Annotated in this window: 2 protein-coding genes; both read right to left on the reverse strand. The window is 48.3% G+C overall.

What is annotated here, in order from left to right; all coding sequences use genetic code 11:
* Positions 1–524: contractile injection system protein, VgrG/Pvc8 family (locus AACS00_RS05875; protein ID WP_258306902.1), on the reverse strand; the 524-nt coding region annotated here is incomplete at its 3' end.
* A gap of 148 nt (positions 525–672) precedes the next feature.
* Positions 673–1191, reverse strand: a complete 519-nt coding sequence (locus AACS00_RS05880; protein WP_072668989.1) for an Hcp family type VI secretion system effector — start codon at positions 1189–1191, stop codon at positions 673–675.
* Between the last annotated feature and the right edge of the window lie 71 nt (positions 1192–1262).

The raw sequence follows: 1262 nt of genomic DNA on the forward strand, positions 1-1262 counted from the left end.
TACACCAGCCCCTCTTCCGCCGCTAAGCGATGCAGAAAAGCCAAGTCGGTTTCTCGATACTGAACACAGAACTCACGTTGGGCACAGTCACGCTGCAAGGAAAAGGCGTAATCGGTAATGCCCATCTCTTCTAATAACGTGGCGATGATGTCGGGAGCCGTCTGGCGCTGAAAGATGCGACTGTTATGGCGCAGCGATAAACGCTCTAAAGCGGGCACCAGCGTTAATCCATAAAAGGTATGGCGATGCCCAATGTTGCCTTGGCTAAATTGACGGACAATACCATGTACCCGCTGCACGAGTAGGCCATCACGCCACATTTCTAACTGCGCTGTTTTATCAACAAGGTCTAGCGCGGTTAAGTCTGAGCGACGGCTGGCAAGCTGGATGTGGTAACGAAAACCATAACAATGCTGACCATCCTGCTGGCTGTCCGACAGCGATTCGACACCTTGATATTTATGCACCATCAAGACATCGTCTGCCAACCCATCCACTTTTAGCCGAAAACGTAACCTTGCCATTGCTCTTTCCTTCCATCTACATCATCAATGTCGAAAAACCTTAAGCACAACACCGCCACCACTCGGTATTGTGCTTAAGGTTTTTTAAACAGGGCGCTCACCCCAAGGATATGAAATACGGATGAGCGCCCCACATTACTTAGCGTGATTACGCTTCAACTGGCTTACGCCAATCGTCAGAGCCTGACGTGCCTGCGTTCACATGATCCCATAGGATCTTGCGGTAAGACATAGAAACCGTCACGTTTTGAGTGAAATCAGAATTCGTTGGATCTTGGCAGTGCGGCATCTCACAACGAATATCAACAATAGAAGCACTTTCTAGTTTGGTGGTAAAGAAGTTCTCTTGTTTGCCTTCGATAGAGGTGCGGTACCATTTAAGCTCGACCGACTTCATCTTCTCACCAGATGCCAATGCGTTGTACAGAAGAGGAACCGCTTTGTTCAGTGCTACCGTAAATTTGAATGGTTTGTGGACACGTTGACCTGAAGGCTGGCCTGATTGTGGGTCAGTCGGTACCGTCACCACGTGGTCAAATTGTTGAACCAGCATTTGGTCTTCATGACCTTCAACAAATGCATCACCGATAGAATCCGTAGACAGAGCACCCGCTGTGATAAGACCCTGAGTTTCGCCTTCGATAGAGATATAACATGGAGTTGGCATTGCAAATTCCTTATTGTGTGAATAAACGCGACGCACATCGTCGCAATATGCAACACCAACAAAGCAAGGAG

The organism is Vibrio sp. 11986-1-5, assembly GCF_963878025.1.
GTDB lineage: Bacteria > Pseudomonadota > Gammaproteobacteria > Enterobacterales > Vibrionaceae > Vibrio > Vibrio injensis.

What these genes read in the sequence shown, in the direction of transcription:
- AACS00_RS05880 (WP_072668989.1), bottom strand. Translation starts at nt 1,191, where the DNA reads ATGCCAACTCCATGTTATATCTCTATCGAAGGCGAAACTCAGGGTCTT.